The sequence below is a fragment of the Streptomyces sp. NPDC004788 genome (assembly GCF_053601115.1).
Genome location: NZ_JBSGBF010000020.1, coordinates 25,398 through 49,277, shown reverse-complemented (window position 1 = coordinate 49,277; position 23,880 = coordinate 25,398). Strand labels below are relative to the sequence as shown.

General features: G+C 74.3%; 20 protein-coding genes. 10 read left to right on the top strand and 10 right to left on the bottom strand.

All coding sequences use genetic code 11. The features are described from left to right. Positions 1 to 32: 32 nt before the first annotated feature. Positions 33 to 848 carry an SGNH/GDSL hydrolase family protein gene (locus tag ACWEJX_RS11950; protein WP_451607352.1) on the top strand — a complete coding sequence of 272 codons (816 nt, stop codon included), beginning with the start codon at positions 33 to 35 and terminating at the stop codon, positions 846 to 848. A gap of 140 nt (positions 849 to 988) precedes the next feature. Here ACWEJX_RS11950 and ACWEJX_RS11945 read toward each other — a convergent pair whose 3' ends face one another. The 5 genes from ACWEJX_RS11945 to ACWEJX_RS11925 are packed head-to-tail and all read right to left on the bottom strand — an operon-like array spanning position 989 to position 6,333. Continuing rightward, a complete protein-coding gene (locus ACWEJX_RS11945) occupies positions 989 to 1,801 on the bottom strand; it encodes an ABC transporter ATP-binding protein (protein WP_451607351.1) in 813 nt (270 codons plus the stop codon). After that, positions 1,798 to 2,811, bottom strand: a complete 1,014-nt coding sequence (locus ACWEJX_RS11940) for an ABC transporter ATP-binding protein (protein WP_451607350.1) — start codon at positions 2,809 to 2,811, stop codon at positions 1,798 to 1,800. Before ACWEJX_RS11940 ends, ACWEJX_RS11945 begins: the two co-directional genes overlap by 4 nt. 5 nt (positions 2,812 to 2,816) lie before the next feature. Next, on the bottom strand, positions 2,817 to 3,725 hold the full coding sequence (locus ACWEJX_RS11935) for an ABC transporter permease (protein ID WP_451607349.1): 909 nt from the start codon (positions 3,723 to 3,725) through the stop codon (positions 2,817 to 2,819). Continuing rightward, positions 3,722 to 4,675: an ABC transporter permease gene (locus ACWEJX_RS11930; RefSeq protein ID WP_451607348.1), complete on the bottom strand. Its 954-nt coding sequence runs from the start codon at positions 4,673 to 4,675 to the stop codon at positions 3,722 to 3,724. Before ACWEJX_RS11930 ends, ACWEJX_RS11935 begins: the two co-directional genes overlap by 4 nt. A 44-nt stretch (positions 4,676 to 4,719) precedes the next feature. Then, positions 4,720 to 6,333, bottom strand: coding sequence for an ABC transporter substrate-binding protein (locus ACWEJX_RS11925; RefSeq protein ID WP_451607386.1), 1,614 nt, complete (start codon positions 6,331 to 6,333; stop codon positions 4,720 to 4,722). 167 nt (positions 6,334 to 6,500) lie between these two features. Here ACWEJX_RS11925 and ACWEJX_RS11920 point away from each other — a divergent pair, with 167 nt between their 5' ends. Then, positions 6,501 to 7,526, top strand: a complete 1,026-nt coding sequence (locus tag ACWEJX_RS11920; RefSeq protein ID WP_451607347.1) for a LacI family DNA-binding transcriptional regulator — start codon at positions 6,501 to 6,503, stop codon at positions 7,524 to 7,526. A gap of 36 nt (positions 7,527 to 7,562) precedes the next feature. Here ACWEJX_RS11920 and ACWEJX_RS11915 read toward each other — a convergent pair whose 3' ends face one another. Beyond that, positions 7,563 to 9,197 (bottom strand): amidohydrolase, encoded by a 1,635-nt coding sequence (locus tag ACWEJX_RS11915; protein WP_451607346.1) that lies wholly within the window; start codon positions 9,195 to 9,197, stop codon positions 7,563 to 7,565. Between the two features lie 124 nt (positions 9,198 to 9,321). Between ACWEJX_RS11915 and ACWEJX_RS11910 the strand changes: the two genes are divergently transcribed. The 3 genes from ACWEJX_RS11910 (at position 9,322) to ACWEJX_RS11900 (ending at position 12,900) form a co-directional block, all read left to right on the top strand. Further along, positions 9,322 to 10,032, top strand: coding sequence for a TetR/AcrR family transcriptional regulator (locus tag ACWEJX_RS11910; RefSeq protein WP_451607345.1), 711 nt, complete (start codon positions 9,322 to 9,324; stop codon positions 10,030 to 10,032). Positions 10,033 to 10,176: 144 nt separating this feature from the next. Then, entirely contained in the window at positions 10,177 to 11,574 is a 1,398-nt protein-coding gene (locus ACWEJX_RS11905) for an NAD(P)/FAD-dependent oxidoreductase (protein WP_451607344.1), read from the top strand. 126 nt (positions 11,575 to 11,700) lie between these two features. Then, the gene (locus tag ACWEJX_RS11900; protein ID WP_451607343.1) at positions 11,701 to 12,900 is read left to right on the top strand and encodes a sialidase family protein; all 1,200 of its coding nucleotides are present in this window, start codon (positions 11,701 to 11,703) and stop codon (positions 12,898 to 12,900) included. A 6-nt stretch (positions 12,901 to 12,906) separates the two neighbouring features. Here ACWEJX_RS11900 and ACWEJX_RS11895 read toward each other — a convergent pair whose 3' ends face one another. The 4 genes from ACWEJX_RS11895 to ACWEJX_RS11880 all read right to left on the bottom strand — a co-directional run bounded on the left by ACWEJX_RS11895 (position 12,907) and on the right by ACWEJX_RS11880 (position 16,804). Next, positions 12,907 to 13,113 carry a cold-shock protein gene (locus ACWEJX_RS11895; protein ID WP_451607342.1) on the bottom strand — a complete coding sequence of 69 codons (207 nt, stop codon included), beginning with the start codon at positions 13,111 to 13,113 and terminating at the stop codon, positions 12,907 to 12,909. A gap of 89 nt (positions 13,114 to 13,202) precedes the next feature. Next, on the bottom strand, positions 13,203 to 14,246 hold the full coding sequence (locus tag ACWEJX_RS11890; RefSeq protein WP_451607341.1) for a M4 family metallopeptidase: 1,044 nt from the start codon (positions 14,244 to 14,246) through the stop codon (positions 13,203 to 13,205). Between the two features lie 125 nt (positions 14,247 to 14,371). After that, entirely contained in the window at positions 14,372 to 15,790 is a 1,419-nt protein-coding gene (locus ACWEJX_RS11885) for a glycoside hydrolase family 6 protein (RefSeq protein ID WP_451607340.1), read from the bottom strand. Positions 15,791 to 15,925: 135 nt separating this feature from the next. After that, entirely contained in the window at positions 15,926 to 16,804 is an 879-nt protein-coding gene (locus tag ACWEJX_RS11880) for a glycosyltransferase family 2 protein (protein ID WP_451607339.1), read from the bottom strand. A gap of 517 nt (positions 16,805 to 17,321) precedes the next feature. Here ACWEJX_RS11880 and ACWEJX_RS11875 point away from each other — a divergent pair. Genes ACWEJX_RS11875 through ACWEJX_RS11855 form a run of 5 tightly spaced genes read left to right on the top strand, consistent with a single transcriptional unit; the run spans position 17,322 to position 23,814 of the window. After that, the gene (locus ACWEJX_RS11875) at positions 17,322 to 18,701 is read left to right on the top strand and encodes a sugar transferase (RefSeq protein ID WP_451607338.1); all 1,380 of its coding nucleotides are present in this window, start codon (positions 17,322 to 17,324) and stop codon (positions 18,699 to 18,701) included. A gap of 34 nt (positions 18,702 to 18,735) precedes the next feature. Continuing rightward, a complete protein-coding gene (locus ACWEJX_RS11870) occupies positions 18,736 to 19,845 on the top strand; it encodes a Gfo/Idh/MocA family protein (protein WP_451607337.1) in 1,110 nt (369 codons plus the stop codon). Beyond that, on the top strand, positions 19,842 to 21,986 hold the full coding sequence (locus tag ACWEJX_RS11865) for an aminotransferase class I/II-fold pyridoxal phosphate-dependent enzyme (protein ID WP_451607336.1): 2,145 nt from the start codon (positions 19,842 to 19,844) through the stop codon (positions 21,984 to 21,986). Before ACWEJX_RS11870 ends, ACWEJX_RS11865 begins: the two co-directional genes overlap by 4 nt. Continuing rightward, entirely contained in the window at positions 21,983 to 22,699 is a 717-nt protein-coding gene (locus ACWEJX_RS11860; protein WP_451607335.1) for an acetyltransferase, read from the top strand. The genes ACWEJX_RS11865 and ACWEJX_RS11860 overlap by 4 nt, the downstream gene beginning before the upstream one ends. Further along, positions 22,699 to 23,814: a DegT/DnrJ/EryC1/StrS family aminotransferase gene (locus ACWEJX_RS11855; RefSeq protein ID WP_451607334.1), complete on the top strand. Its 1,116-nt coding sequence runs from the start codon at positions 22,699 to 22,701 to the stop codon at positions 23,812 to 23,814. The genes ACWEJX_RS11860 and ACWEJX_RS11855 overlap by 1 nt, the downstream gene beginning before the upstream one ends. The last annotated feature ends 66 nt before the right edge of the window (positions 23,815 to 23,880 follow it).

The window sequence follows — 23,880 nt, the reverse complement described above, 5'->3', positions numbered from 1 at the left end:
GATCCCCGCTCCACAGCCCTATACTCAACAATATGAATACTGAACGGCGCGAGCAGGTGGCGCCGCCGAGGGCCACGTACCGGCGGTACGTGGCCCTCGGCGACAGCCAGACGGAGGGCGTCGGCGACGGGGACGACGTCCGGGGCCTGCGCGGCTGGGCCGACCGGCTCGCCGAGGCGGTCGCCCGGTCGAGCCCGGAGCTCCACTACGCCAATCTGGCGGTACGGGGCCGGCTCGCCGGTCAGGTACGGGCCGAGCAGCTCGGGCCCGCGCTCGCCCTGGAGCCCGATCTCGCGACGGTCGTCGCCGGCGTGAACGACCTGCTGCGGCCCCGCTTCGACGCGGACGAGGTCGCCGGCCACCTGGCGGCGATGTTCGCCGCGCTCACCGGGCGGGGTGCCCGGGTCGCGACGCTCACCTTCCCCGACCTCACCCGGCTGATCCCGGCGGCACGCCCGGTCGCGCCCCGGATCACCGCACTCAACGCGGGCATCCGCGAGGCCGCCCGGGCCCACGGCGTCACCGTCGTCGAGACCGCCGACCACCCGGCCGTCACCGACCCGCGCCTGTGGAGCCACGACCGCCTCCACGCGGCCCCGCCCGGCCACGCCCGGATCGCCGCCGCCTTCGCCCACGCCCTCGAACTGCCCGGCACCGACGGCTCCTGGTCCCGCCCCCTCCCCCCGCCCGGCGTCCCCGCGGCCACCGGTCTGCGTCGCGCGGGCGTCGAACTCGCCTGGGCGGCCGCCTTCCTCGGCCCCTGGATCGCCCGCCGCCTGCGCGGCCGCTCGTCGGGCGACGGCCGCACGGCCAAACGCCCGACGCTGCTGCCGGTCACCTCCGGCTGACTCCCGCGCCCGCGTCGCCGCGCGCGGGACGCCGGAGCCGGACCGGCTGCCCGGACCCGGCCGCCACCGCATGGTGCGCGGCCCGGTGCCGTACGAGGACGTGTCCGAGCCGCCGCTTCACGCCGTCCGCCCAGAGCGGCTCAGCCAGTGACCGCCGCGCGGGCCGCCGCGATCCGGGCCGGGTCCCAGCCCCGGCGCGGGACGGAGTCCAGGAGGAGGCGGGTGTAGGGGTGTTCGGGGTGGTCGAGGACTCGGGCGGTCGGGCCCGCCTCGACGATGCGGCCGTGGCGCAGCACCACGATCTCCTCCGTGATGTGCCGTACGACCCCGAGGTCGTGGGTCACGAAGAGGAAGCCGACGCCTGCCTCGCGCCGGATGCGGGCGAGGAGTTCGAGGATCTGGGCCTGGATGGAGACGTCGAGCGCGGCGACCGCCTCGTCCAGGACGAGGACCCGCGGCTCGGCGGCCAGGGCGCGGGCGATGGCGACGCGCTGGCGCTGGCCGCCGGAGAGGCGGCGGGGCAGTGCGGCGGCCTCGCGCGGGCCGAGGCCCACCTGGTCGAGGAGTTCGGCGACGCGGGCCCGGCGGGCGGCCGGGTCGAGGCGGAAGTGCAGCCGCAGGACCTCGTCGACGCTGTCGCCGACGGGGATCCGGGGGTCGAGGGAGAGGTACGGGTCCTGGAAGACCATCTGGATCTCGCGGGCCCTGGCGAGCCGTTCGGCCCGGCCGCGCGGGCGGGCGGAGCGGTCTCGGCCGTCGAGGGTGACCGTGCCGGCGTCGGCGCGTTCGAGGCCGACGAGCATCCGGACGCTGGTGGTCTTGCCGCTGCCGGACTCGCCCACGATGCCGAGGGAGGAGCCGGGCGCGAGGGAGAACGACACGTCGTCGACGGCGGTGTGGTCGCCGTACGTCTTGCGCAGTCCGCGCACCACGAGGCCGGAACGGGCGGTCACAGCTGGATCCCTTCGTCGGCGCGGTGACAGGCGGCGAGTCCGTCGCCGTGCGCCACCAGCGCGGGCACCTCGTCCGTGCAGCGCGCCACGGCGTGGGCGCAGCGGGCGGCGAAGGCACAGCCGGGCGGGGCTTCGGCGACGGAGACCGGGCGGCCCTCGATGGGGCGGGGCGCGGGCGCGCCGGGGTCGATGCGCGGGGTGCAGGAGAGCAGTCCGGCCGTGTAGGGGTGGCGCGGGCGGTCGAACAGCTCGGTGGTGGTGCGGGTCTCGACGATGCGGCCGGCGTACATCACGTACACCCGGTCGCAGATGGCGGCGGCGAGTTCCAGGTCGTGGGTGACGAAGAGGAGTCCGGTGCCGCGTTCGGCCTGCAGGCGGGTGAGGATCGCGATGATCTCGGCCTGGGTGGTGACGTCGAGCGCGGTGGTGGGTTCGTCGGCGACGATCAGGGCCGGGTCGCCGGCGAGGGCGGCGGCGATGACGACGCGCTGGAGCATGCCGCCGGAGAACTCGTGCGGGTAGCGGCGCAGGGCGCCGCGCGGGTCGCGGATGCCGACGGCGTCGAGGAGTTCGGCGGCGCGGGCGGTGGCCTTGGCGGCGGGGGTGCCGGCGGCGCGCAGGCCCTCGGTGACGAAGTCGCCGACGCGGCGCAGCGGGTTGACGGAGGCGCGCGGGTCCTGGAAGACCATGGCGGCCTTGCGGGCGCGCAGGTCGGCGAGGGCTCCGCGGTCCAGGGTGAGGACGTCCTGTCCGGCGACCCTGACCTGGCCGGTGGTGCGGGCCCTGGCGGGGAGGAGGCCGAGGACGGTTCGGCAGGCGACGGACTTGCCGGAGCCGGACTCGCCGACGAGGCCGACGGTCTCGCCGGGGGCGACGGTGAGGGTGACGCCGTCGAGGAGGGGGCGGGCGGCCTGTCCTGCGGGGAGCCGGAGGGTGAGCCGGTCGATCTCCAGGACGTCGGCGCCGGAGGCGCCACTGGGGCTGTGGTCGGTCATGGTGGTCCCGGTCATGGTGGTCACCGCTCCCGCTTCGCGATCCGGTCGGCGATGCCCTCGCCGACGATGCCGAACGCGACGACCGCGAGGACGATGCAGAAGGAGGGCGCGAGCGCGGGCAGCAGGGCGCCCTGCTGGAGCGCCGACTGGCCGTCGTTGATCATGGCGCCCCAGTCGGCGGTGGGCGGCTGGACGCCGAAGCCGAGGAAGGAGAGGGCGGCCAGGTCCATCAGGGCGTAGCCGAAGTTCATCGCGGACTGCGCGAAGACGGTGGGCGTGATGTTGGGCAGCAGGTGGCGCAGGCAGATGGTCCAGCCGGACCAGCCCTGCACGCGGTACGACTCGATGTACGGCCGGGCCTTCTCCTGCCGTGCGATGCCGCGGACCAGGCGTCCGACGTACGGGGTGTAGGCGACGGCCATGGCGATGACGGGCGCGGTCATGCCGGAGCCGAGCACCGCGACCAGCATGATCGCGAGGAGCAGCCCGGGGATGGCGAAGACCAGGTCCATGGAGCGGGAGAGCAGCGCGTCCGCCCAGCCGCCGCGCCAGCCGGCGAGCACGCCGAGCGCGGTGCCGAGCACGGTGGAGACGACCACGACGAGCAGCGGGCCGAGGAGTCCGGTGCGGGCGCCGTGCAGCAGCCGGGACAGGATGTCGCGGCCGGACTGGTCGGTGCCGAGCAGGTGGTCGCCGCCGGTGCCGACGAGGCTGGAGGTCAGGTCCAGGGCCTCGGGGTCGTACGGCGCGAGCAGCGGGGCCAGGGCGGCGACGAGGACGAGCGCGACGAGCACGAGGACGGCGGCCGTGAACAGGGGGCCCTGGCCGAGGGCGCGCAGTCGGCGCAGGCCGGGGCGGCGGCTCAGCGGGGCGGCGTCCGCGTCGGCCCCGCCCGGGCCGGCTGCCCCGGGGTGTGCGGTGAGGGTCATGAGGTGCCTTCCCCGTGGAGGGTGAGCCGGGGGTCGATGAGGGGGGCGAGCAGGTCGACGACGAGGTTGACGAGGACGAAGGCCGCGACGCTGAGCAGGGTGACGGCCTGCACGACGGCGAAGTCCTGGGCGCTGACGGACTGGACGAGGAGGTTGCCGATGCCGGGCACGTCGAAGGCGGTCTCGACGACCGAGGTGGTGACGAGGAGTCCGGCCAGCATGGTGCCGCCGACGGTGACGACGGGGCCGAGGCTGTTGCGCAGCACGTGCCGGCGGATCACGGCGCGCCCGGCGACACCGCGGGCGCGGGCCACGTCGACGTGTTCGCGGCCGAGTTCGTCGAGCATCGCGGAGCGGGTGACGCGGGCGAGGAGTCCGGCGAAGGTGGTGGCGAGGGCGAACGCGGGCAGCGTGAGGTGGTAGAGCCGGTCGCCGAATCCGTCGGGGGTGCCGCCGGGACCGGGGAACCAGCCAAGCTGTACGGAGAAGAGCGAGACGAGCGCGATGGCGCTGACGAACGACGGGGTGGCGGTGGCGACTCCGGTGCCGATGAGCACGATCCGGTCGACGAGGCCGGGGCGCAGCGCGGCGAGCACGCCGGCGGCGACGCCGCCGGCCGCGACGAGCACCGCCGAGTAGCCGACGAGCAGGAGCGTGCCGCCGAGCCGGGAGCCGAGCAGCGTGGCGACGTCCTGGTGGTACTGGGCGGAGCGGCCGAGGTCGCCGTGGAGGACGCCGCCGAGCCACTTCGCGTACTGCACGAGCAGCGGGTCGTCGAGGTGGTACTCGGCGCGCAGCGCGGCCACCGTCTGCGGGGTGGCGGGGCGGCCGTGCAGCAGGAAGGTGACGGGGTCGCCGGGCGCGAGGTGGACGGAGGCGAAGACGACGAAGGAGGTGACGAGCAGGACGCCGAGGAGTCCGGCGAGCCGGCCGAGACCGTAACGGAGCACGGGGTGGCGCAGTATCGGGCTGCGGGGCTTCGGGTTGGGCTTCATCAGGACGCGGCGCCGATCGTCGCGGCCCAGGGGTAGTAGAGCTGGGCGATGCCGGTGGGGGCGCCGGTGACGCGGCTGCCGAGGAAGACGGAGAACGGGGCCTCGTAGACGGGGATCACGGGCAGTTCGCGCATCGTGATCCGCTGCAGTTCGGCGGTGAGGTCGGTGCGGGCGCCGGGGTCGGCGGCGGCGTTGGCGCGGTCGAAGGCGTCGTCGTAGACGGGGTCGGACCAGTTGCCGTAGTTCCCGAAGTCGCCGGTGCGCAGGTACTGGTAGAACTCCAGCGGGTCGGGCGTGTTGTCGTATCCGTTGGTGATGACCAGGTCGAGTCCCTTGCGGGCGTTCTTGTCGACGAAGATGCTGCTGTACGCGTCGGGTGCGACGGCCTTGAGCTGGACGTCGAGGCCGATCTGGCGGCCGGCCGCCTGGACGGCGTTGGCGACGACGCTGATCTCGGGGGCGAGGCTGCTGGTCACCAGGGTGACCTTCTTGCCGGTGGCGCCGGCGTCCTGGACGAGCTGCTTGGCCTTGGCCACGTCGTACACGGGCTCGGGCAGTTCCTTGAAGATCTCGTCGGTCTTCTCCGGGACGAGCGCCCAGGCGCCGCGTGCGGCGGGGGCCTTGGCGGGGATGCCGATGCCGCCGGCGGCGGCCTTGATGATGTTCTTGCGGTCGAGCGCCATGGACAGTGCCTGACGGACCTTGAGGTCGCCGAGCGTGCCCTGGAAGTTCAGGACGGCGAGGTTGGCGGCGGCGGTGTTGGGGCCGAACCAGAGCTTGCCCTTGGGGGTGGCGCGCAGCCGGTCCAGGGAGGACGAGGGGACCATGTAGCCGCCGTCGGCGGTGCCGGAGAGGAAGGTGTTGGTGCGGGCGGCGGAGTCCTCGACGAAGGTGAAGCGGACGGCGTCGGTCTTCGGCGTGAGCTTCTTGTCCCAGTAGCCGGGGAACTTCTTGAGGGTGATGGACTCGCCCTGCTGCCACTTGTCGAGGGCGTAGGGGCCCGAGCAGTTGACCTTGCCGCCCGGGACGCCGTACTCCTTGCCGGCCTTGGCGAGGAAGGCGGCGCTCTCGATGGTGCCGGGCGAGGCGGCCATGAGCTCGCCCAGCAGGACGTCCGGCTTGGTGAGCTTGAGGGTGACCTGGAGGGGACCGGTCTTCTCGACGGTCTTGACGTTCTTGAAGGCGGAGCCCCAGGGCGAGCCGGTGGCCGGGTCCATCTGGCGCTTGAGGGAGGCGACGACGTCGTCGGCGGTCATGACCGTGCCGTCGTGGAACCTCACGCCCGAGCGCAGGTCGTACACCCAGGTCAACGGATCGGGGTTCGCCCACTTCACGGCCAGTCCGGGCTCGATCTTCAGGTCGGGGGTGACCCGGAGGAGCTGCTCGCAGACGTTGGCGAGGACGGTGTTGGGCGGGTAGTCGTACGCCTGGGCGTAGTCGAGGGTGTACGGCTCCGCGTAGAGCGACCAGGTGAGCGAGGGCAGCGGGCCCTTGGCCGCGGGCGAGAGCGGGGTGACGGTGTAGCCGCCGGCCGCGCCCGCGGGCTTGGTGGCGCCGGAGCAGGCGGTGGCGGTGACGGCGAGCGCGGCGAGGAGCAGACCGAGTCTGGGCATGCGCAAGGAGACCCACCCCTTTACGGGTGTCGTGACGGGCACTGGGGATGGTGGAGCCAGGTGGGGGAATGGAGCGAGTATTGATGCGGGAACGTTCCCGCACAAGACTCTGCGGCGACTTTGCGGGAACGGTTTTGCAGAGGTCACGGAGGTGGCAGCATCTCCGCATGACCACACGTGAAGGGCAGGCGGGACCGCCCGCTGCGCGGGTGCGGCTCGTCGACGTGGCCCGGGAGGCGGGCCTGTCGAAGACCACCGTCTCGGCGGCGCTCAACGGCACGGGCCGGCTCTCCCCCGCCGTTCGGGAGAAGGCCGTCGAGACCGCGCGCCGAATGGGCTACCGGCCCAACGCCACCGCGCGCCAGCTGCGCGCCGGACGGGCCCGGCTGATCGGCTACGTCGTCGGCGAGTTCGCCGGCGAGCCCTGGGCGTATCTGGACTCGCCGTACTTCGCGCGGCTCACCAGCGCGACGGCGTCCGCGGCGCTCCGGCACGGGTACGCCCTGGTGATGCTGCCCGCGGGAACGCTGCAGCGGGAGTGGGCGGACCTGCCCCTGGAGGCGGTGATCGTCGCCGATCCGGTCGAGGACGACCCTCTCGTGGAGGACTTCCTCGCCGCGCGCATCCCGGTCTTCAGCGACGCCTCGGTCGCGGACCGGCCGGGCGCCCACTGGGTCGACCTGGACGCCGACGCGGCGGTACGGGAGTCACTCGACCATCTGCGCGGGCGCGGCGCCCGGCGGCCCGCGCTCGTCCTGCCCGACAGCACGACCCGCTTCCACCGCCAGATGCTCGCCGCCTACCGCGCGTGGTGCGCGCGACACGGGGCCGAGGAGCTGGTGACCCTCGTCCCCGAGCCGGGCAACGGTCCGGTGGTCCGGGCCGTCGAGCGGGCGCTGGCGGGCGAACCGCGGCCCGACGGCCTGTTCGTGGTCGCGGAGGCCAGCCCGCCGCTGGTCATGGACGCGGCCCGGCGGGCCGGCCTGGCCGTGCCCGGCGAGCTGCGGGTGGTGTGCGTCAGCGAGGACGAGTCGGCCGCGCACGCCGATCCGCCGGTGAGCACGCTGAGCCTGCGCCCGGCGGACGTCGCCGAGGAGGGGATAGCGCTGCTCGTGGCGGCCCTGGAGGGCGGGGGCAGCACGCCCCCCGGCGTGCTGCTCACCGCCCGGCTCCAGGTGCGGGCCTCGTCCTGACCCGGCCATGACGCCCTGACACGCGCACACCGGAGTTCAGGCCCCGTGGACCCTGGTGCCGCCGACGAAGGTCTGCTCCACGCGGGCCTCGGCGATCTCCTCCCGCGGCGCGGTGAGGATGTCGCGGTCGAGGACGACGAGGTCCGCGAGGTGGCCGGGGCGCAGGCTGCCCGCGTCGTCGTGGCCGTTCACGTGCGCGGAGCCGGCCGTGTAGGCGGCGAGGGCGGTGGGGAGGTCGAGGCGCTGCTCGGCGAGGAAGACCCGGCCGTCGGTGGCGCCGGGCTCGGCGCGGTTGACCGCGACGTGGATGCCGGCGAGCGGGTCGGGGCTGCTGACCGGCCAGTCGCTGCCGGCGACCAGGGTGGCGCCGGCGCGTACGAGGTCGCCGAACGGGTACTGCCAGGCGGCGCGTTCGGGGCCGAGGAAGGGGATGGTCAGCTCGTCCATCTGCGGCTCGTGCGCGGCCCACAGCGGCTGGATGTTGGCGAGCGCGCCGAGCCGGGCGAAGCGGGCGATGTCGTCGGGGTGCACGACCTGGAGGTGCGCCAGGTGATGCCGGTTGCCGCGGCGTCCGTTGGCGGCGATCGCCGCCTCGACCGCGTCCAGGGCCTCGCGTACGGCGCGGTCGCCGAGCGCGTGGAAGTGCACCTGGAAATCGAGGGCGTCGAGCGCGGTGACGTGGCCGCGCAGCGCCTCGGGGTCGACGAAGCTGAGGCCGGTGTTGGCGGTGGCGCAACCGCAGCCGTCGAGGTAGGGGCTGGTCATCGCGGCGGTGAAGTTCTCGGCGATGCCGTCCTGCATGATCTTCACGGAGCCGGCCCGGAACCGTCCGAGGCTCAACTCCTTGCGCAGCGCCACCAGTTCGGGGATCTGCTCGGCGCCGCGCGCCCGGTCCCACCACAGCGCGCCGGTGACCCGGGCGGTGAGGGTGCCGTCGGCGGCGGCCGCCATGTAGGCGTCGGAGGGGTCGGGCTTGCCGCTGAACTCGCCGAGGAGGGCGTCCTGCCAGCCGGTGACGCCGAGCGAGTGCAGCAGGGCCTGGGCACGCAGCAGCCCGGCGACGCGGTCGGCCCTGGTGCCGGCCGGGACATGCCGGGAGACCAGGGCCGCCGCGCCCTCCTGGAGGACTCCGGTGGGGTTGCCGTCGGCGTCGCGCTCGATCCGGCCGTCGGCCGGGTCGGGGGTGTCGGCGGTGATCCCGGCGAGTTCCAGGGCGCGGGAGTTGACCCAGGAGCCGTGGTGGTCGCGGTTGACCAGGCAGACGGGGCGGTCGGCGACGAGCTCGTCGAGCAACTGCCGGGTGGGCAGGCCGCCTTCGAAGCTCTCCATCGACCAGCCGCCGCCGGTGATCCACTCGTGGTCGGGGTGGGCGGCGGCGAAGCCGGCGATGATCCGGCGGTAGTCGTCGACGCCGGTGGTGCCGCTGAGGTCGCACTCGGCCAGCTCCACGCCCCCGTACACGGCGTGGATGTGCGAGTCCTGGAAGCCGGGGATCAGCAACTTGCCGGTGAGGTCGACGACTTCGGTCGACGGGCCGACGAGATCGCGCACCTCGTCGTGGCCGACGGCGGTGATCCGCTCGCCGGTGACGGCGAGGGAGGTGGCCCGGGTGCGGGCGGGGTCGCCGGTGAAGACGGGGCCACCGGTGAAGACCAGGTCGGCCGTGCTCATGTGCGTACTCCTGGAAGGTGAGGGGGCCCGGCACGGGGGCCGAGGCGAGGTGCGTCATGGAACAGCCGCCCCCGTCAACACGTCAAGGGTGTTGTCGTAAGGCGTCCCCGGGTAGGGTCCGGCCATGGCCGAACGAGTTGTTCCGGAGGACCGGCGGCAGCGCCGCCGCCCCACCAAGCAGGGCACCGTGCTCTCCGAGCGGGTGATCGTCGAGACGGCGCTGCGGCTGGTCGCCCAGCACGGCGCGGAGGCGTTGTCCGTACGGCGCCTGGGCGCCGCCCTCGGCGCCGACCCCAGCGCGCTCTACCGCTACTTCCGCAACACCGACGACCTGCTGCTCGCCCTCGCCGACGAGATGGTCGGGCTCGCACAGGCGGGCTGGCGGGCGACCGGTGACTGGCGCGCCGACCTGCACGCGATCGCCTCGCGCATCCACGCCGCCTACCTCGCCCACCCGCAGGTCGCCGCGCTCGCCGCGCACCGCACGACCGGTCGCACGCACGAGGCCCGCGCCGTCGAGGCGATCCTCGGCGTGCTGCGCCGCGCCGGCTTCCCGGACGCGGAGGCGGTCCGGATCTACCACGCCTTCGTCGACCAGGCCCTCGCCTTCGCCGCGCTCGACGCCGCCGCCCAGGCCCTCCCGGAGCCGGCCCGCGAGGCCGACGAGCAGGTGTGGCACGCCGCGTACGGCAAGCTCCCCGCCGACACCCACCCGAACGTGGCGGCGACGTTCCCGCTGCTGGCGGCGGACATGCGGGACAGCGGCCACCCGTTCGCCCTTGAGCTGATGCTGGACGCGGTGGGGGCGAGGCTGGCGGCGCTCGGGGAGGGGTAGGGGCGCCCGGATCCGGTACGGGGACGGGCGGGACCGCTTACGTCAACACCATTGACGGTAATCCGTCCGGCCCGGTCTCATGACGGCACTTCGTCAGGCCCGTGGCCCGCAGGCCCGCCTCCGCGATCCGAAGGAGCACCGCCCATGGACCCCGTACACGCGCTCCGGGACGCCTCGCCCACCCCCTTCTGGCTGGACGACGCCGACCACCGGCCGCCCGCCGCGCCCGCTCTCGTGGGCGCTGTCGACTGCGATCTGCTCGTGGTCGGCGGCGGCTACAGCGGGCTGTGGACCGCGCTGATCGCGAAGGAGCGCGATCCGTCCGCCGATGTGGTGCTCATCGAGGCCGGCGAGGTCGGCGCCGCCGCGTCCGGGCGCAACGGCGGCTTCTGCGAGTCGAGCCTCACGCACGGGCTCGGCAACGGGATCGCCCGCTGGCCCGGTGAGATCGCCCGGCTCGAACGGCTCGGCCGGGAGAACCTCCAGGCCATCGAGGACACCGTCACCAAGCACGGCATCGACTGCGACTGGGAGCGCACCGGCTCGCTGGTCGTGGCGACCGAGCCGTACCAGCTCGCCGGCCTGAAGGAGGAGGCCGAGGCCGCCGCGCGGTACGGCGCCGAGGTCGCGCTGCTCGACGAGGCGGCCGTGCGCGCCGAGATCGACTCGCCGTCGTTCCTCGGCGGCGTGTGGAACAAGGACGGTGTCGCCATGGTCAACCCGGCCCGGCTCGCCTGGGGACTCAAGCGGGCCTGCCAGGAGCTGGACGTCCGGGTGTACGAGCACACGCCGGGCACCGGGCTCACTGAGGACGGCGCGCGGATCGCGGTGTCCACACCGTACGGCCGGGTGCGCGCGCGGCGGGTGGCGCTGGCCACCAACGCGTACCCCTCGCTGCTCCGCCGGCACCGCCCGTACACCGTTCCGGTCTACGACTACGCGCTGATGAGCGAGCCCCTGACGGCCGATCAACTCGCCGCCGTGGGCTGGCGGAACCGGCAGGGCTTCGCCGACTGCGCCAACCGCTTCCACTACGTCCGGCTGTCCGCCGACAACCGGATCCTGTGGGGCGGCTTCGACGCCGTGTACCGCTACGGCGGCGGCGTGCGCGCCGAACGCGACCAGCGCCACCAGACCTTCGCGACCCTGGCCCGGCACTTCGCCGAGACCTTCCCGCAACTGGCCGGCGTCCGGTTCAGCCACGCGTGGGGCGGCGCCATCGACACCAGCACCCGTTTCTGCGTCTTCTTCGACAGCAGCCACCGCGGCCGGGTGGCGTACGCGGCCGGCTACACCGGCCTCGGCGTGGGCGCCACCCGCTTCGGCGCCGAGGTCATGCTCGACCTGCTGGCCGGCGAGCGCACCGAGCGCACCTCGCTGGAGCTCGTACGCCGCAAGCCGCTGCCGTTCCCGCCCGAGCCGGTGCGCGCCCTCGGCATCGGCATCACCCAGTGGTCCCTCGCCCGCGCCGACGCGCACGAGGGGCGCCGCAATCTGTGGCTGCGCGCCCTGGACCGGGTGGGCCTCGGCTTCGACAGCTGATCCGTCGTCCGGTTCCCCGGCTCACCGGTTCACCGGTTCGCCGGTTCACCGCGGATTCGGCCACCGACTCCCGTCCGTTGACGCGCTGTTGGGCCCCGCGCCGGGTGGCCGATGTGCGCTGTGCGCATGTCCGGCAAGCGAGCGAATCACCGGTGGCACGCGGCGGCACTGGCCGCCGCCCTGGTCGTCGGTGCCTGCGTCACCCGCGGGGACGCGGCCCGGGGCGGCTGCGCGTCCTCCGTCCCGTACGTCTCCGGGACCGGCGGCCACGCCGCGTACCGCATCCCGGCCGTCGTCCGCACACCCGCCGGCACCCTGCTCGCCTTCGCCGAGGCCCGGCTGCGGGGCACCGGGGACGCGGGCGCCGTGGACATCGTGCTGCGGCGCTCGACCGACGGCGGCTGTACGTGGGGGCCGCAGCGGGTGGTGGCCGCGGGGCACGGGAACACCCGGGGCAATCCGGCGCCGGTCGTCGATCCGGCGAGCGGCGACGTGGTCCTGCTCTCGACGGGCAACGCCGGCGCGGTGACGGAGTCGACGATCCTGGCGGGACGGGCGTCGGCGGCGCGGGGGCGCCGGGTGTACGTGCAGCGCAGCGCGGACGACGGGCGCGGCTTCTCGGCGCCCCGGGACATCACGTCCACCGTGAAGCGGGCCGGCTGGCGCTGGTACGCGACGGGGCCCGGCCACGCGATCGCCCTGACCCGCGGCCCGCACGCCGGCCGGCTCGTCGTGCCCGCCGACCACTCGGCCGCTCCCCCGCCGGGCTCGCCCGGCACCGGTCGCGAGCCGCGCTGGTACGGGGCGCACGCGCTGCTCAGCGACGACGGCGGGCACAGCTGGCGGATCGGCTGGGCGGACGAGTCGTACGAGGGCACGGTCGACACCAACGAGACGGCGGCGGCCGAACTCCCGGACGGGCGCGTCTACTTCACGGCCCGCGACCAGCTCGGCAGCAGCCCCGGCAACCGGGCCGACAGCACGTCGAGCGACGGGGGCGCGAGCCTCGACCGGCCGTTCGCGCCACAGCCCGCGCTCGGCGCCGTGCCGGTGGTGGAGGGCGGTCTGCTGGCCCTGGACTCCGGCCGGCTGCTCTTCTCCGCGCCCTCGGTGCCGACCGCCCGCCGCGACCTCGTCCTCTGGACCGGCACGGACGGCGGCCGCACCTTCGCCCCGGCGCTCACGCTGTCGCACCGCCCGGCCGGCTACTCGGACCTGGTCCGGGTGGACGCGCGGACGGTGGGGGTGCTGTACGAGACGGGCGAGCGCGGCCCCTACGAGACGATCGTCTTCCGGCGCGTGCCGCTCGCGGCGCTCACCCCGTGAGGGGGCTCACGGACGGATCTCCCGGGCCTCGAACCGGCCCTCGCCCAGGACCAGGACGAAGGAGACCTGCTGCCCTTCGGAGAGGGCGGGCCCGCCCTCGATGTCCTCGGCGCGGAAGTACACCGGTTCCTCGGAACCGACGGCGAGGACGAAGCCGTAGCCGGCCCCGCGGTCGTAGGTCTGGACGAACCCGACGCTCCTGCCCGTTTCCATGGGGGGATCCCTTCCGTCGCGAGGGGGTGTCCGGTATCGATACCCCCCGCGACGGCCGGGATCCCACCCTGTCGCCTGGACGCCTCGGACTAGATGCCCGGGATCTGGCGGGCGTGGAAGGCCGCGCGGACCGCGTCGGCGGCGCCCTGGCCGTACATCTTCTGCGCGGTGGCGATCGTCTGCTTGGCCGCGTCCTCGAAGGAGGTGTCCGGCTTGAAGCCGAACTGGGCGTTCACGATGATCCGGTCGGCGGTCCGGGCGCCGAGCGCGCCACGGATGTCCCACAGGGCGCGGGACCAGATCTCGCCGTCGGCGTGCACCTCGCCCACCCGGTCGGCGTAGACCTTGGTGCCGTCGACCCGGCGCAGGCAGTGCGGGGCGGTGCTGTACGTGACGGAGTCCCAGTCGGCGACGCAGGCGAGGTCCGTCTTCACGGGCCAGCCGTAGCGGGCGGCGGCGTTGCTTCCGACCTCGACGGCCAGGTAGTCGCCGAACGCCTCGCCGATCGCACCGGCCTCCGGCGAGCTGCCGAAGCCGGGCACCTGGGCCTCGTGCACGGAGTGGCCGTACTCGTGGACGACGACCTCGGCGTCCTCGGCGTCGTCGACGCCGCCCTTGCCGAAGCGGATCTCGTCCTTCTTGTCGGTGAAGAAGGAGTTGTCCGCGCCCCACTGGCTGATCCGCACCGGCATCGGCCGGTTGTTGGCGCCCGGCAGCTCGCTGCCGAAGCCGAGGCCCTGCAGGTACTCCTGGGCCTCGTTGACCCAGAAGTACGCCATGACCTGCTCGAACTGGTCGTCGTGCCGGTTGTACGAGGCGGCGTCGGCGACCTTCGCGGGCGCGCCCGTCTCGGAGCGGACGTAGGCCCAGCGGCCGGAGAGACCACCGCTGCCGTCCAGGTTGCGCAGGGCGACGGTGGTGTACGCGGACGCGGGGACCGCGTCGGCGGCGTCCTTGTTGTCGGTGAGCGTCTGGTCGCCCGAGGACTGCACGGGGTTGACCATGAAGATGCGGGCCTGCGGACCGGCGGCGGCCGGGGCCGCGCCGGTGGCGGAGGCGAGACCGGCCGGGGCGATCAGCGCCACGGTGGCGGTGGCCGCGGCGATCAGGCCGCGGGATGTGCGGCGTGCCATCAACGTCCTCCCGTTGGGTGGGATGTGAGGGTCGTGAGGGGGGTGGTGTGGTGCGGCCGTGATCATCGCGCAGGGACCGGGCCCGCGTCGAGGGTTCGATCGTTCAGGGTTTCGAAAGCGCCGGTTCAGGGCAGCAGGGCCGGCTGGGCGTTGCGGGCCAGCGTGTGGGCGAGCTCAGGCCACCAGGCTCCGGCCGGCGGGTCGACGATGCCGTACTCGGGGTCGGTCGTGCCGCCGGTGCCGCGGGTGCAGCTGCCGTCGGACTCGCCGACGACCTTCAGGTACAGATAGGCGTCGGCGAGCGCCACCCCGGTGTCGGCGGTCGGGCGCGGGCCGATGCCGCGGCCGGGCGGGTTGCACCAGGTCTCGGGGTCACCGGAGTACGCGCCCGGGGCCGGGGTCCAGGGGCCGAGGCCGTTGCGGCTGGTGTCGACGACGAAGTGGGGCAGGTCGGTGGTGGGCGGGTTTCCGACGGCCTGGTCGTACCAGGCGTCGGTCCAGTGCCAGGTGCTCGGGTCGTCGGGGTCGACCGCGTTGCCCGGCCGGCCGTCGTTGGGCGCGGCGGAGGAGTAGTACTGGCTCGCGCACCAGTCGGTGTGGCCGCGGGCCCACTCCGGTCCCCGGGTGGCGAACCAGACGCACTTCGCGACCCAGGTGCCGTAGTGGTCGAGGTGGTCGGTCGGCAGGAAGTTGGAGACGTTGAGGGAGAAGCCGTCGGCGTGCCCGACCCCGGCGTCGACGAGGCGCCGGGCCATGTCGCCGACGGCCCGCCACTTGTTGTTGCCGCCGTCGAGGTAGACGGCGGTGCCGGGGCCCGTCGCCTTGAGGGCCGTCACGGCGTAGTCGAGGTCGGCGAGGCGGGCGGCGGTGAGCGCGCCGGTCGGGTCGACGGATCCGGCGCAGTCCTTGGGCAGCAGGGCCAGCCCGTCGGGCTCCAGGACGACGAGGGCGGGGCCGGTGCCGATGCCCGTGGCGAGCCCGTCGATCCACTCCCGGTACGCGGCGGAGGACGGGGCCCCGCCGGCGGAGTAGCTGCCGCAGTCGCGGCCGGGGATGTCGTACGCGACGATCACCGGCACCTGGCCGGCGGCCCTGGCCCTGCCGAGGAGCGCGGCGGCTTCGTCACGGACCTGTGCGGCGCTGCCGCCGGTGAACCAGGTGGCCTGCGGCAGTTGCGCGAGCCGCGCCATGGTGGCGGCATCGGCCGTGTCGCCCGCCTGCTCGTCGGCGGCGGCCTGCCGTGCGGCCCGGCTGTCGGGGTCCACGTAGAAGCGGGTCGCGGCGGTGAGCGGCCCTGCGGTGGTGGCGATGGCCGTAGGGGTCGCTGTGGCGGTGGCCGTGGCCGTCGGGGTGGCCGTGGCCGTGGCCGTGGCGGTCGCCGTGGCCGTCGCCGTCGCCGTCGCCGTGGGGGTGGCCGTGGCGGTGGCCGTGGGGGTGGCCGGTTCCTCGGCCCGGGCCGTCGGGCCCGTGGCCAGCCAGGCTGCGCAGACGGCGAGCGCCGCCGCCAGAGTGGCGGAGCGCCGCCCCCGAATCCGGTACGTCATCAAGACCCTCCTTGGCGTGATCATGAGCAGCCTAAGCGGCCTTGATCATCAAGGGACCGGAACGGGTGCATCCGGTCGGACGGCGCGCCCCGCGCCGGGGCGCGCGCCCGGGGCAGGGAAGCACGGAGCGGGCGCTCAGCCCTCGCGGCTACTCTCGTCCCTGAGCCAGGTGTCGAAGTCCCGCGCACGGATCGCCTTGCGCGCCCCCCGGCGCGCCACGAGCGCCGCCGTGACGAAGACGATCAGGGCGGGCAGCAGGGTGGGGTCGGTGCGCAGCAGGGCGCGCAGGTCGCCCAGGCCGGTACGGGCCGTGGGGGCGTCGCCCCGGCCCGGCGTCCCGGCCGCCTCGCGCTGCTGTTCCTCCAGTTGGGCGGTGGAGGTGGCGGCCCTGATCCGGCGGCGGATCAGGTCGGGCCAGGTCCGGGGCGGACGGACCACGACCCGGGCGGCGCGGACCACGGCGCGCTCGGCCGGACCGAAGGCGAGGGAGGCGGCCAGGTCGTCGGCCATCAAGGGCGGCAGGGCGGCGATCCGGGCGTGCCCCTCACCTGACATGGCGATCACCCCGCGCCCGAACAGCCCTTCACGCACCGCGGGAAGCCGCTGCCACACCTTGTAGTAGGCGCGCACGGGCCAGGAGCAGCCGCTCATCGGCAGCTGCCGCTCCGGCGCGGCCGCCAGCACCGGGCCCGGGCCGGCGAGAGCGGCCGCCAGGGCCCGCACGTCGGCTGCGCCGAGCTCCACGTCGGCGTCCACGTAGATCCGGGGGAAGCCGCGGGCGTGTGCGTCGCCGAGCCGCAGGGCCTGGTGCTTGGAGGGGACGGGGGTCTCGACGACACGCACGCGCGGGCCGTATCCGGCGGCGACGGCCGCGGTGGCGTCCGTACAGCCGTTGCACACGACCAGGACGTCGAACTCGCCGTCACGCGCGCCGCCCAGGAGGCCGTCGAGGAGCCGGGCGAGGGTGCGTTCCTCGTTGTGGGCGGGGATCACGATGCTGGGACCGTCGGGCATACGGTCAGTATGACCAACCCGTCCGACTCTTACAGTTCCTTCAACTATCGGTAGGAGTTTCACACAACTCCTGGATGGCCTGCCCCAGTTGGTCTAGATTGAGCGTCGCCGGATCCGCTCGGTCGCGAACACATCGTGTCCCGGGCGGATTCTGCGTCCTGTGCGGACCCGGCCGTGGCTGGGGAGACTTGCGACTCGGTCCGCACCGTTCAGTCAGGCGGAAGAGCCGCGTACCCTCGCCGACCGTCGCCGACCTTCCCCTGTCCGCTGTCCGCGAGCCGTGCGCTCCTGGGCGCGTCGGGGGGCAGGTGCGTCGGGGGCCCGTGCCGGGGTGCGTGCGAAGCGCCCTTGGGGGGAATGGATGACCGTCCTGCCGGTCACGCATGAGCGGCATCGTGTCGAATCCACACACATCGACCACTCAGATCACGCAGACCACACCGATCACGCTGATCATTCGGAACTCTCCGGCCGTTCCGATGTCCGCCGCCTGTGGTGGCGGAGGAGACATCAGCTCGTGCTGCTGGCCGCCGACCTCGTCGGGGCCGTGGCCGCGGCGCTGCTCGTGCTGCGCGCGGGCGGTCACTGGCCGGTCGTGCCCGGACTGCCGGTGGCCTGGCTCCTGGCGACGGCCGCGCACCGCGGCTACGCGACGGCGTCGTTCGGCTCCGGGAGCGAGCTCTATCTGCGGGTGCTGCGCGCCGCGCTGGTGCTTCCGGCGCTGGCCGCGGGGCTCGGCTGGGGGCTCGCGGGGGATCCGGACCTGCTGCACGAGATGATCCTGGCGGCACCGCTCGCCGCCGCGCTGTCCCTGGCCGCCCGGTGCGCGCTGCGGCGCCGGCTGCGGACGCGCTGGGCGCGCGGCCAGGGCCGTACGACCGCGGTGCTCGTGGGCCCGTCGGCCGGGGTCGCCGAACTGCTCGCCGCGCTGCTCCGCGACAGCCGGCCGGGCGCGCCCGCGGCGGCCGTGCTCCAGGGCATGGAGCTGGCCGGGGTGTGCCTGACCGATCCGCGCACCACGGACGACCTGGACGCGTTCGGGGTCCCGGTGCTCGGCGGTGTCGACGAAGTGCCGGGCGCGATACGGGCCTTCGGCGGCGGGACCGCCGTCGTGGTGCTGCCGGCGCCGGAGATCGACGCGGGGCTGCTGCGCCGGCTCGCCTGGAGCACGGCGGCCGCCGGCGGCGACTTCCTGATCGCGCCCTCGTTCGGCGACGTGGCGGCCGCCCGGCTCGACGTGCGGACGATCGGCGGCGTCCCGCTGATCCACGTCCGGGCGCCCCGGCTGTCCCGGCTCTCGCGGCTGCCCAAGGAGGTGGCGGAGCGGCTGATCGCGGCCGTGCTGCTGCTCCTGCTCTCTCCGCTGATGTGCGTGGTCGCGCTGACCGTGCGGCTCGGCAGCCGCGGCCCGGCGCTGTTCCGGCAGGTGCGGGTGGGCCTGCACGGCAAGCACTTCACCATGCTGAAGTTCCGGACGATGCGGCCGGACGCGGAGGCCCGCCGGGCGGAGCTCGCGCACGCCAACCACAACAGCGACGGGCTGCTGTTCAAGGTCCGCGACGACCCGCGGGTCACCCGGGTCGGCGCCACCCTGCGCCGCTACTCGCTCGACGAACTGCCGCAGCTGATCAACGTGCTGACGGGCCGTATGTCGCTGATCGGGCCACGCCCGCCACTGCCCGAGGAGGTCGCCGGCTACAGCCACGAGGTGCGCCGCCGGCTCCTCGTGAAGCCGGGCCTGACCGGTCTGTGGCAGGTCAGCGGCCGCTCCGACCTGCCGTGGGAGGAGGCCGTGCGCCTCGACCTGGCGTACGTGGACAACTGGTCGCTCGGCCTGGACACGGTGATCCTGCTGCGCACCGGCCCGGCCGTGCTGCGCGGGACGGGCGCCTACTGAGATGGCAAAGCACATCCACAAGAGGGGGAACACCTTGAACGACGCCGACCGACCCGACGAGCGGCTGGGAGTCGCCGTCATAGGCGCCGGCTACTGGGGTCCCAACCTCGTCCGCAACTTCCAGTCCAGCGACCGCTTCCGGCTGCGCTGGCTGTGCGACCTCGACGTCACGCGCGCCGAACGGGTCCTCGGCGGCTACTCCACCGTCCGGGCCACCGACGACTACGCGGCCGTGCTCGCCGACCCCGAGGTGCACGCGGTGGCCGTCGCCACCCCGGCCGGCACCCACCTGGACGTGGCGCTGGCCGCGCTGCGCGCCGGCAAGCACGTGCTCGTCGAGAAGCCGCTCGCCACCACCTACGCCGACGGCGCGCGGCTGGTCGCCGAGGCCGAGGAGCGCGGCCTGACCCTGATGTGCGACCACACCTACTGCTACACCCCGGCCGTGGCGAAGATCCGCGAGCTGGTGCACGAGGGCGCGCTCGGCGACATCCACTACGTGGACTCGGTGCGGATCAACCTGGGCCTGGTGCAGAAGGACATCGACGTGCTGTGGGACCTCGCCCCGCACGACCTGTCCATCCTCGACTTCATCCTGCCGGAGCACGTCGAGCCGGTGGCGGTCGCCGCGCACGGCGCGGACCCGATCGGCGCGGGCCAGGACTGCATCACGTACCTGACGCTCCAGCTGAGCACGGGTGCCATCGCGCACGTGCACGTCAACTGGCTGTCCCCGACCAAGGTCCGCACCACCATGGTCGGCGGCGCCAAGCGCACCCTGGTCTGGGACGACCTCAACCCGGCGCAGCGGATCGCGGTGTTCGACCGCGGGGTGGACCTGGCGACGCCGCAGGACCTGGGCGCGGACGAGCGCCGGGCGGCCCTCATCTCGTACCGCAGCGGCGACATGGTCGCGCCGGCGATCGGCGAGAAGGAGGCGCTGCGCAGCATGGTCGACGAGTTCGCGGCGTCGATCGCCGAGGGGCGGGCGCCGCTGACCGACGGGCGGGCGGGCCTGCGGGTCCTGGACATCCTGGAGGCGGCCTCGCGGAGCCTGGAGTTCCGTGGCGCGGTCGTCGGCCTGCGGACCGGTGCCGAGCGGTCCCTCAAGAACATGAACGAAGCGGCGGGAGAGCGGCGTTGAGCGACTTTCGGGGCAAGCGGATCCTGGTCACCGGCGGGGCCGGCACCATCGGGTCCCATGTGACGGACCTGCTGGTCGAGGGTGGTGCGGACGAGGTCGTCGTGCTCGACAACCTGGTGCGCGGCCGCCGGGCCAATCTGGCGCGGGCGACGGGGTCCGGGCGGGTCCGGCTCGTCGAGGGCGACATCCGGGACGCCGCGACCGTGCGCAGGGTGACCGAGGGCGCGGACCTGGTCTTCCATCTGGCGGCGATCCGCATCACCCAGTGCGCGGAGGAGCCGCGGCTCGCCAACGAGGTGATGGTGGACGGCACGTTCAACGTCCTGGAGGCCGCGGCGGCGGCCGGGGTGGGCAAGGTGATCGCCTCGTCCTCGGCCTCGGTGTACGGCCTGGCCGAGTCCTTCCCGACGGACGAGCGCCACCACCCGTACAACAACGACACGTTCTACGGCGCGGCCAAGGCGTTCAACGAGGGGATGCTGCGCAGCTTCCACGCCATGTACGGCCTGGACTACGTGGCGCTGCGCTACTTCAACGTGTACGGGCCGCGGATGGACATCCACGGGCTCTACACCGAGGTGCTGATCCGCTGGATGGAGCGGATCGAGGCGGGCGAGCCGCCGCTGATCCTCGGGGACGGCACGCAGACGATGGACTTCGTGGACGTCCGGGACATCGCCAGGGCCAACATCCTGGCGGCCCGCGCGGACGTGACGGACGAGGTGTTCAACGTGGCGAGCGCCACCGAGACCTCGCTGCGCGAACTCGCCGACGCGCTGCTCGACGTCATGGGCTCCGACCTGGAGCCGGTGCACGGCCCGGCCCGTGCGGTCAACGGGGTCACCCGGCGGCTGGCGGACACCACGCGGGCGGAGGAGCGGCTCGGTTTCAAGGCGGAGATCGATCTGCGGACGGGTCTGCGGGACCTGGTCGACTGGTGGCGGGCCGAGAAGGGCGCGACCGCGACGGACGCCGAGCAGGCCGCCGCGCAGGCCGCCGCGGAACCGGTGCGGATCCCGGTGATGGTGCCGTGGCTGGGCGAGGAGGAGGCGACGGCCGCCGCCGACGCCGTACGGTCCGGCTGGGTGGCCCAGGGGCCGCGGGTCGCGGCCTTCGAGGAGGCGTTCGCGGCGCGGGTCGGCGCCGCGCACGGCGTGGCCGTCAGCTCCTGCACCACCGCCCTGCACCTGACGCTCGTCGCGCTGGGCCTGGGTCCGGGCGACGAGGTGGTCGTCCCGTCGCTGTCGTTCATCGCCACCGCCAACGCCGTAAGGTACGTGGGCGCCGAACCGGTCTTCGCGGACGTCGACCTCGCCACCGGCAACCTGACGGCGGCCACCGTGGAGGCGGTGCGCACCGAGCGCACCAGGGCGGTGCTCGTCGTCCACCAGGCCGGCGTGCCGGCGGACGTCGCCGCGCTGCGGGCGGCCTGCGACGGCTGGGGCCTGCCGCTGGTGGAGGACGCGGCCTGCGCGATCGGCTCGACCGTCGACGGCGGGCCCGTCGGGCGGGGCGCGCTGCTCGCCGCCTGGTCGTTCCATCCGCGCAAGCTGCTCACCACCGGCGAGGGCGGCATGATCACCACCGACGACGCCGAGTGGGCGGCGCGGCTGCGCCGGCTGCGCGAGCACGGCATGAACGTGTCGGCGGCCGACCGGCACGCGAGCGGCAAGCCGGTCCTGGAGAGCTATCTGGAGACCGGGTTCAACTACCGGATGACCGACATCCAGGCCGCGGTCGGCCTCGCCCAGCTGGACCGGCTCGACGCGCTGGTGGCACGGCGCCGGGAACTCGCGGCGCGTTACGCGGAGTTGCTGGCGGACGTACCCGGTCTCCGGCCGGTGCGCGACCCGGCGCACGGCGAGGGCAACTTCCAGTCGTACTGGGTGCTGCTCGACGGGGACTTCCCGGTGGGCCGCGACGAGCTGCTCGCGCTGCTCGCCGAGGCCGGGGTCTCGGCCCGCCGCGGCATCATGGCGAGCCATCTCGAACCGGCCTACGAAGGCCACCCGGCGGCTCCGCTGCCGGTGACCGAGCGGATCAGCCGCGACTCGCTGATCCTGCCGCTGTTCCACACGATGACCGAGGAGCAGCAGGACCGCGTGGTCGCCGTCCTGCGGGAAGCGGCGGCGGGTCGGTGACCGCGCGGCTCGTGATCATCGGTGCGGGCGGCTTCGCGCGGGAGACCGCGCAGGCCGCCCGCGCCGCCGGCCTGCCGCTGGCGGGCCATCTGGACGACGACCCGGCACTGCAGGGCTGCACGGTCGACGGCGTGCCCGTGCTCGGCGGCACCGAGCGGATCCGCAAGCTGAAGGACGCGTCGTTCGTGGTGTGCGTGGGCAGTCCGCGCGACTACGCCTCCCGGGCCCGGGTGGTGCGGCGCCTCGGCCTGCCCGAGCACCGCTACACCACGGTGGTGCATCCGACCGCCGTGGTGTCGGCGAGCTCGGTGATCGGCCCCGGCACGGTGCTGCTCGCCCACACCGTGCTCACCGCGGCCGTGCGGGTCGGCCGGCACGTCGCGGTGATGCCGCAGACCGTCCTCACCCACGACGACGAGGTCGGCGACTTCGCCACCCTCGCCTCGGGCGTACGGCTCGGCGGCACCGTCCGGGTCGGCCGCGGCGCCTATCTCGGCGCCGGCGCGCTGGTCCGCGAAGGCACGGCGATCGGCCCCTGGTCGCTCGTCGGCATGGGCTCGGTGGTCCTCGGCGACGTGCCGCCCGGCGAGGTGTGGGCCGGGTCCCCGGCCCGCCGGCTGCGCACCGCCGCGCCCACCGCCCTCGATCAGCTCGAACAGGACACCACCACCCAGGGGGACCGGCTGGTCCCGGTACGAGGAGCGAAGGCCTGATGAACCACATTCCCCTGGTCGACCTGAAGGCGGCCCACGCCGAGGTCGACGCGGAGATACGCGCCGGCTTCGACCGGGTCCTCGCGAACACCGCCTTCATCGGCGGGGAGGAGGTCGCCGCCTTCGAGCGCGAGTACGCGGAGTTCGGCGGCGTCGCCCACGTGGTCGGGGTCGCCAACGGCACCGACGCCCTGGAGCTGGCGCTGCGGGCGAGCGGGGTCGGCGCGGGCGACGAGGTGGTGCTGCCCGCGAACACCTTCATCGCGACCGCCGGGGCCGTGCACCGCACCGGTGCCCGCCCGGTCCTGGTCGACTGCGAGCCCGACACTCTGCTGATCGATCCCTCGGCCGCTGTGGCCGCGGTCGGCGGGAACACCCGGGCCGTGGTGCCGGTCCACCTGTACGGGCAGTGCGCCGACGTCGCCGCCCTTACGGCCGCGCTGCCCGGGCACGTACGGATCGTGGAGGACGCCGCCCAGAGCCAGGGCGCGAGCCGGCACGGCCGTACGCCCGGCAGCGCCGGCATCGCCGCCACCAGCTTCTACCCGGGCAAGAACCTGGGCGCCTACGGCGACGCGGGCGCGGTCCTCACCGACGACGCGGAGGCCGCCGCGCTGGTGCGGGCGGTCGCCAACCACGGCGGGGTGGCCAAGTACCGGCACGACGTGCCCGGGTTCAACAGCCGGCTCGACGGCCTCCAGGCCGTCGTGCTGCGGGCGAAGCTGCGCCGTCTCGCCGCCGGGAACGAGGCCCGGCGGCAGGCGGCGGCCCGCTACGACGAGCTGCTCGCGCCGCTCGCCGACACCGGCCGCGTGGTCCGCCCCACGACGGCCGACGGCAACACCCCGGTGTGGCACCTGTACGTGGTGCGCGTCCCGGGCGCGGACCGCGACGCGGTGGTCGGCAAGCTGAACGCGAGCGGCATCGGGGCCGGGGTGCACTATCCGGACCCGGTCCACCTGACGCCCGCCTACCGCGAACTCGGTTACGGGCGCGGGGACTTCCCGCACGCCGAGCGCGCGGCCGCCGAGATCCTGTCGCTGCCGCTGTTTCCCCAGATCACCCACGACCAGCAGCGCCAGGTCGTGGCCGCGTTGGTGAACGCCCTCGGCTGAGGGCCCCCACCCCGGCCCACTCGTGAGAGCGCTGGGCCGGGACCTCTGTACTGCCCGTGAAAGGTA